Here is a 6,491-nt window from a genome sequence, read left to right on the forward strand (position 1 = left end):
GCCCCGCGACGCCGCGTCCCCTATTGTCGGTCGCTCTTAGTGGTCGCCGCCGGCGCGTTCCAGCGCAACGACCGGGATGACTCGACTGGTCTTCTCCTGGTACTCGTTGAAACCGGGGTAGAGCGCCGCCTGCCGCGCGAACAGCGCATCCCGCTCCGCTCCGCCGGTGACGGTCGCGATCGCGGGGAATGTCTCCTCCCCGAGCTCGACGACTACCCGGGGATGTGCGACGAGGTTGTGATACCAGCTCGGGTTACGGGGGTTGCCGGCGTAGGAGGCGAAGACGACGACTCGGTCGCCGTCGCGTAGATACATGACCGGGGAGGTCTGCGCCCGCCCGCTTTTCGCGCCGGTGGTGGTCAACAGGAGCAGTGGCGCGCCCTCGAACTGCCCACCCACCTTCCCGCCGCTCGCACGGAACTCCTCGATGATCCGCTCGTTCCAACTCCCGGTCTCGGTCATGGCACTTTCTCCTTCTTCTTCGCCGTCGCACGCAGTCCGCACCAACGTCCAACCAGCGCCGCGACCCACGGCTTCCCGCATCCGTTGCGCAGTTCTGCGGCGAGGTGGACGTCGACGGGGTCAGCTGGCGTCGAACGGCAGGGAACGCACCCGCAGCCGGTCGTTCGGCATGGCCCTGACTCGACTGCAGGTTGTGTTCAGGGGTGGTTCGGGCGGGGCAGCTCTCAGTCGTCGCGGACGGCTGTGAGGAACCACCGCCGCAGCCGCAAACGACCGCCCCACAGCATGTGCGGGTGAGCCCTCCTTCCAAACCCTTTCAATCCTATAGTTACTCTTTGTGACTGAAGTTCTAGCCACATAATTTTTTGTGCACCCCGTGACGTCGGCCAGGGTGCGACCGAGCCGCCACGTCATCAGACACGGGCTGGCGTCACGGGACTGTTGCAGTTACCGGACTGTTGATCTGACGATCTTCGGACGGCGGCACCGGTCGCCGGGTTGACAGGCGCGCTTCCGCGTAAATCGCCAGACGGCTCACGAGATAGTTGATGCCGATGAAGATGGCAGCGATCACCAGATATGTCTGAATCGGGTTGTGCAGGGTCTGAATGGCGATCAGACCGCGGCGTAGCAGCTCCTCGTAGGAGATGAACGCGCCGAGAGACGTGTCTTTGAGGATCACGACGAGCTGGCTGATCAATGCTGGCAGCATCGATCGAAAGGCTTGGGGTAAGAGGATGAACCGCATGGACTGTGCCCGGGTGAGACCCAGCGCGGCGGCCGCGTCGGACTGACCTTTCGGTACCGCGAGGACACCCGCTCGGACGATCTCGGAGATGACCACCGAGTTGTAGGCGGTGAGACCGATGACGATGTACCACAACAGCGGCAGCTTGAGCCCGTACGTGGGGAGAACCTGATAGGCGAAAAAGATTGCGATAACCACCGGGACGGCGCGCAGAGTCTCAACCGTACCAACGATCATCCAGCGGTACCACCGGGATGCCGAAATCCTCGTCGTCGCGATGAAAACCCCGAACGGCAGCGACAATGCCATCGCCAGGGCCGCGGCGGTCAAAGTGTGCAGGAGACCGCCGCCGAACAGGCGCCACAGGTCGGCGAAGCTCGGGTCGTTCGGGTCGAACAGCGGGCTCCACTTCGCAGCGACGAACTGGCCGTTCGCGGCGAGCCGCCGTACGACGAGCGCCGCGAGGCCGACCAGGGCCAGGCCCGCGGCCACCGCGGCGAAGCGGATCCGCCGTCGCCCGCGGGGACCCGGAGCATCATAAAGATGGCCGCCGCTCACCGGGTGACCGTCATGCGCTTCTCCAGTATCCGCAGGAGCAGACCTGCGGGAATGATGATGATCAGATAACCGATCACCACGCCGGTGTAGACCGGCAGTGCCGGTTCACCGCGGGCGCTGTTCAGCGTGTTCGCCACACTGTAAAGTTCGCCGCCGACCCCGAAAGCGCCGAGGATCGCCGAATTTTTGATCATTGCGATCACGACGTTGCCCAGCGGCGGAATCACCGCCCGCACAGCCTGCGGCAGCACGATCAGTCGTAGCGACTGACCGAAGGTGAGACCTATCGCACGCGCGGCCTCGACCTGGCCTGCATCGACCGCGCCGATACCGCTGCGTACCGCCTCGCACACGAACGCAGCGGTATAAACGGCGAGACCGGCGACACCGAAAGAAAAATATGCGCCGTTGATGCCCACCTCGGGGAGACCGAACGCAAAGAAGAACAGCACGATGGTCAAGGGACAGTTACGGACCAGCGTGATGTACGCGGTGCCGGTGGCTCGCAGGGGTGCCACCGGCGACACCCGGAATGCCGCCAGGACGATCCCGAGCAGCAACGCCGCCACGGCCGCCAGGCCGCAGATCTTCAATGTTCCCAGCAGGCCGTCGGCATACAGGCCCACGTTGTCGGTGATGACACCCATGGCGGCTCCCGTGGTGGCCTGCGCTCAGGAACAGGTGGCGAGCGTGGGGAGGGTCGGTGTGGTCCCGGTGACCTTACCCGCCGTGGATTGCCAGGCCTTGGCGTAACGCCCGTCCGCCGACGCCGCGGTCAGCTGCTCGTTTATGAACTGGCAGAAGGCGATGTCACCCTTTTTGATACCGATGCCGTAGGGCTCGGTGGTGAAGGGCTTGTCGACCAGCTTGAAGGCGCCACCGCTGGCGTCCGCAAGGCCCAACAGGACGACGTTGTCGGTGGTGACGGCATCGACCTGGCCGGTGCGCAAGGCATCCGCGCACTTGGAGTAGACGTCGAAGAGCACGATGTTGGACGCGTCGACGTATTGTTTGATCTTCTCAGCCGGCGTCGACCCGGAGACGGAGCAGACCTTCGCGTTCGCGGGACGCAGCGACTCCGGCCCGGTGATGGTGGTGTTGTCCTTCTTCACCATGATGTCCTGGCCGGCCTGGTAGTAGGGCCCGGCGAAGCTGACGAGCTGCTTGCGTTTGTCATTGATCGTGTAGGTGGCGACGACGAAGTCGACCTTGCTCTGCTGAATCGCTCCCTCACGCTGGGACGACGGCGTCTCGACGAAGGTGATGCCAGACTCATTGATCCCCAAACCGGCGGATATGATCTTCGCGATTTCAACGTCGAATCCGACGACCTTGCCGTCAAGTCCTTTCAGCCCGAACAACGGCTGGTCGAACTTGGTGCCGACGGTGACCTTCCCCGCAGCGGCGATCTTCGCCATTGTCGTGCCGGCGGCGAAGGTGGGTGTGGTCCCGGCGCCGACCGTCTTGCCGTCGGTCGTGTCGCCTCCGCAGCCGGCGACGGCGAGCGTGACCGCACAGGCGAGCGCGGTCGCCGCGAACCATCGCCGTCGCAGGGAGCGCGCCGGGAGCAGACGACGCCGGACCGGTGGCTGTGGAATCCGCATGATTGTCCTCTCAATGGATGTATCGGCCGTGAAAGATGGCGGTGAGACAACCCGGTTGAACAGTCCGGTTGAACAACCCAGTTGAACAGCCCGGTGGGCCGCCGGATAACGGGGCACGATGTCAGTGCGGGAGGACACGGGCCAGGAAATCACGGGCCCTCGGTGTCCGTGGGTTGTCGAAGAAGCTTTCCGGCGTCCCTTCCTCAAGGATTCGACCGTCAGCCATGAATACGATGCGGTGTGCGGCGCGCCGGGCGAACCCCATCTCGTGGGTGACGACAACCATGGTCATACCGTCGCCGGCGAGCTCCGTCATGACGTCGAGCACCTCGGCGATGTACTCCGGATCGAGTGCCGAGGTGGGCTCATCGAACAGGATCACCTTCGGGTCCATGGCAAGCGCCCGGGCAATCGCGACGCGTTGCTGTTGCCCGCCGGAAAGATGAGCAGGGTAGCTGCCTGCCTTTTCCCCGATGCCCACCCGGTCGAGTAGTTCCCGGCCCTGACGCTCGGCCGCTTCCCGTGGGATTCCCTTGACCTTGATCGGCCCGAGAGTGACGTTCTCCAGCGCAGTCTTGTGGGCAAACAAGTTGAACGACTGGAAGACCATGCCCACTTCGGCACGTAACCGTGCGAGGGCCCGCCCCTCCTCGGGCAGTCGCTCCCCGTCAATCATGATCTGACCGGCGTCCACGGTCTCCAGGCGGTTGATACACCTGCACAGTGTCGACTTACCCGATCCCGAAGGGCCGATGACGACGACCACCTCACCGCTGTGCACAGTGAGGTTGATCTCGCGCAGCGCACGGAAACCGCCAAACGATTTCTCGACGCCCGCCATGATGATCAGCGGTTCACCCCGAGCGTTCTCCGTCACGGTCAACCCTTCGGTCAGATTGAGCGGAACGGTAGCAGATACAGGTCACCGACCGGTAGGAAGTCCGAAGTCCGGCCCTGTCCGGTAGTGGACGCCGACGGTGGACGCGACGAATGCGCGGATGGAACCGCCGACCGATTCGATCGGCTCGCCTTACCTTGGAAGATCCCGATGCCGGCTAAGACGCCTGCGCAGACATCCGACCAGAGCCGGCTACGGCGCGCTTGCCTCCGGCTTGGCGGATGCCTCCGGGCGCCGGTCCGTCGGCAGCGCGAGGGTGCACACCTCGCGCCGCAGTACCTTGCCGTAGGCGTTTTTGGGCAGGGCGTCGAGGTAGACTATCTGTTTGGGTTTCTTGAAACCGGCGATCTGGGTGCGGCTGAAGTCGATGAGTTCGTGTTCGGGTGGCGGGGGGCGTGGTGGCGGGGACGACGACTTCGGCGACAGCCGGGTGCTGGAGCAGTACTTCTTCGACCTCGCGTGGGTAGATGCTGGTTCCGCCCGAGATGATGACGTCATTGCTACGGTCGAGCAGGAATAGGTTGCCCTGTGGGTCGAAGCGGCCGATGTCGCCGGTGTGCAGCCATCCTCCTCGCAGCGTGCGTTCGGTCGCGGCGGGGTTGTTCCAGTAGCCGCGCATCACCACGTCCCCGCGGACGCAGACTTCGCCTTCCCGGTCGGCCGGCAATGGCTGATCGTCGGCATCCACAATGCGAACATCGATCCCGGGATGCGGTACGCCGGCCGAGTCGAGGTGCGTTTCCGGCGTGCTCGCGTGAACCAGGTAAGTAATGGTCATCGGCGACTCACCCTGCCCATAGATCTGGACGAAGACGGACCCGAACCGGTCGAGCATCTTACGGGAATGCTCGACATGGATCGGTGCGCCGCCGTAGACGACGCACCGCAGTAAGAGCGCCCGGCAATAGTGGCGTGGATCAAGAAACGGGGCTGGAGTGCGTAGATCGCGAGGCGGCGGAGGGAGGCGCCGCTGGGCGCGCCGGCCGGCTGACCGGCGCGGTCCCCGGCGATCGACTGCGTCGATCGCCGGGGACCCTGCGTCGCAGCTCGCAGGTCGAACGAAAGATCTCAAACAAGCTCGTACCGGTTAGGCGAGCCTGATGATTCCGAATGTCTCCCGGTGTGGGCCGGCGAGCACCGCGAACCGGCCGGTTGGAATGTCCATCGGCGGCATCAGGAGCGACCCGCCGAGTGCCTGCGCCTCGGTGACCGCCGCGTCGGTGTCGGTGACCGCGAAATAGGTCAGCCAGAACGACGGGACCTCCGCGGGGATGTTCGGTGGCATGGGCATCATCCCGGCGATCGTCTCGCCGTCACGCTTCCACTCGTAGTACTCCATCGGTCCGCCCTGCGCCCCGGAGTCGCCCACCGCCCAGCCGAAGACGGCCGGGTAGAACGCCTTCGCCGCGGTCAGGTCACGCGTGTCCAACTCGCTCCAGCAGAACGCACCGGGCTCGTTCGCCAACTCGGCGCCCTTGACCTCCCCGGGCTGCCACACCGACACTGCCGCGCCCGCGGAATCGGTGAAGACCGCCATGCGGCCCGCATCCATGACGTCCATCGGCCCGGCGAGCACCCGCCCGCCGGCACCGAGAACCGCCTCCGCCGTCTTGTCCACGTCATCAACGCTGACGTAGGTGTTCCAGGCCGAGGGCTGCCCCTCGCCGAACAGCGGGCCCAGGCCCGCGACCAGCTTGCCACGGAGTGTGAACATCGTGTAACCGCCCGCATCCGGGTCCGGTACCTCCTGCGCCTCCCAGCCAAACAGGCTCCCGTAGAAGGACCGCGACGCCCCGAGGTCGGGGCTACCGAGATCCACCCAACACGGAGTCCCCGCCGGATACGACATGAACTCGGCCATGACAACCACCTTCTGTAGACACATCGGACGCTGTCGCGCCTCGCATGGACCGGACGGTAGCGGTCACCTCCGACAGTTTCCGCGGCAGGCTCGATGAAACGTCGCCGAATATTTTGGTGGTTGACGCGGGAAAGGGACGGGCCGTGTGCGCCAGCCCACAGACACGGTGACCAACAGCTACAAACAAGTCTGAACAGGACGAAAACTGTGCTATCCGTACCGATGCTGACGGTCAGGTCGGCCAGGGAAGGAGCCGGTGCAGGAGCAGTGCCGGCTGACCGGACCAACCGACCAGTTGCGCCCTGGATCGACCTGACCCGCACCTCCCGGCGCAACCCGTACCGCCGCACGATCCACGCC

The 6,491-nt window shown here is 64.9% G+C and carries 7 protein-coding genes and 1 pseudogene; all 8 read right to left on the reverse strand.

What is annotated here, in order from left to right; all coding sequences use genetic code 11:
• Positions 1-36: 36 nt before the first annotated feature.
• On the reverse strand, positions 37-462 hold the full coding sequence (locus U9978_RS17560; RefSeq protein ID WP_322762227.1) for a nitroreductase family deazaflavin-dependent oxidoreductase: 426 nt from the start codon (positions 460-462) through the stop codon (positions 37-39).
• A gap of 430 nt (positions 463-892) precedes the next feature.
• Positions 893-1,768, reverse strand: a complete 876-nt coding sequence (locus U9978_RS17565) for an amino acid ABC transporter permease (protein WP_322762228.1) — start codon at positions 1,766-1,768, stop codon at positions 893-895.
• Entirely contained in the window at positions 1,765-2,415 is a 651-nt protein-coding gene (locus U9978_RS17570) for an amino acid ABC transporter permease (RefSeq protein ID WP_322762229.1), read from the reverse strand. Before U9978_RS17570 ends, U9978_RS17565 begins: the two co-directional genes overlap by 4 nt.
• Positions 2,416-2,439: 24 nt before the next feature.
• On the reverse strand, positions 2,440-3,372 hold the full coding sequence (locus U9978_RS17575) for a glutamate ABC transporter substrate-binding protein (protein ID WP_322762230.1): 933 nt from the start codon (positions 3,370-3,372) through the stop codon (positions 2,440-2,442).
• Positions 3,373-3,493: 121 nt separating this feature from the next.
• Positions 3,494-4,213, reverse strand: a complete 720-nt coding sequence (locus U9978_RS17580) for an amino acid ABC transporter ATP-binding protein (RefSeq protein WP_322762234.1) — start codon at positions 4,211-4,213, stop codon at positions 3,494-3,496.
• A gap of 249 nt (positions 4,214-4,462) precedes the next feature.
• Positions 4,463-4,768: a hypothetical protein gene (locus U9978_RS17585; RefSeq protein ID WP_322762236.1), complete on the reverse strand. Its 306-nt coding sequence runs from the start codon at positions 4,766-4,768 to the stop codon at positions 4,463-4,465.
• Between the two features lie 166 nt (positions 4,769-4,934).
• Positions 4,935-5,105: pseudogene (locus U9978_RS24145) on the reverse strand (AMP-dependent synthetase); the annotation flags it as partial.
• Between the two features lie 252 nt (positions 5,106-5,357).
• Positions 5,358-6,131: a VOC family protein gene (locus U9978_RS17595; RefSeq protein WP_322762231.1), complete on the reverse strand. Its 774-nt coding sequence runs from the start codon at positions 6,129-6,131 to the stop codon at positions 5,358-5,360.
• Positions 6,132-6,491 lie beyond the last annotated feature (360 nt).

Origin of the sequence: Protofrankia sp. Cr2 (assembly GCF_963555885.1) — a bacterium.
Lineage (GTDB): Bacteria > Actinomycetota > Actinomycetes > Frankiales > Frankiaceae > Protofrankia.